This window comes from Allochromatium palmeri (assembly GCF_009720725.1).
GTDB classification, from domain to species: Bacteria; Pseudomonadota; Gammaproteobacteria; order Chromatiales; family Chromatiaceae; genus Thermochromatium; species Thermochromatium palmeri.
In genome coordinates this window covers 1-1,038 of sequence record NZ_WNKT01000132.1, presented here as the reverse complement: position 1 = coordinate 1,038, position 1,038 = coordinate 1, and the positions used below count along the sequence as shown (strand labels likewise).

1 protein-coding gene is annotated in these 1,038 nt (G+C 61.4%); it reads left to right on the top strand.

What is annotated here, in order from left to right:
• Nucleotides 1-62 precede the first annotated feature (62 nt).
• Nucleotides 63-1,038, top strand: a 976-nt coding sequence (locus GJ668_RS19785; protein WP_155451795.1) for an IS481 family transposase, incomplete at its 3' end; no start/stop codon positions are given.

The window sequence follows — 1,038 nt, the reverse complement described above, 5'->3', positions numbered from 1 at the left end:
GTCGAGGAGTTTGAGAGCCGCCCGTCGCGTCCACACTGAACACGAGCAGGTCTAAAGTCACCATGGTCATCCGTCTGCACAAAAACGCCCGCACCACACCGGCTATCCGCCGTGAGCTTCAGGCCTCGACGCTCCCGACCCGGGAGCTGGCCGAGCGCTACGGGCTGAGCCGTCAGACGGTGGCGAAGTGGCGTCGACGTTCCAGTACCGAAGACGCTTCGCACCGTCCGCATCGCCTCCACACACGCCTGACATCGGCGCAGGAGGTGGTGGTCGTCGAGTTGCGTAAAACGCTCCTGTTGCCGCTTGATGACCTGTTGGCCGTCACCCACGAGTTTATCAGCACCACCGTCTCGCGCTCGGGCCTGGATCGTTGTCTGCGCCGTCATGGCGTCTCCAACCTCCAAGCGCTCAAGCCCCAACCGATTGACGCCGAGGCGCGCCCGGTCAAGCGCTTCAAGGACTACGAACCGGGCTTCATCCATGTCGATGTCAAAGTCTTACCCCGAATGCCGGATGAGGCCAGTGGCCAGTACCTGTTTGCCGCCATCGACCGGGCCACGCGCTGGGTCTATGTCGAGATCCTGCCGAAGAAAACGGCCAAGAACGCCGCCGGCTTCCTGGAGCGCCTGATCGCCAAGGCCCCCTTCACCATTACCCGCGTCTTGACCGACAACGGCAAGGAGTTCACCGATCGCTTCTGTGCCACCGGTGAACGCGAACCGACCGGACGCCATCGCTTCGACCGGATCTGCTCGGCCAACACCATCGAACATCGCCTCACCCAACCACGCACTCCGCAGACCAACGGGATGATTGAGCGCTTTAACGGGCGCATTGCAGAGGTCTTGACCACCACCCGCTTCGACTCCGCCGAGTCTCTGGCCCAGACCATCGAGCGTTATGTCCAGGTCTATAATCAACACATTCCGCAGAAAGCCCTCGGCCACATCGCCCCGATTCAGGCACTCAAGGACTGGCACGAGAAACGCCCCAAACTCTTCAAAAAACGTGTCTACAATCTCCGGGGACTTGACA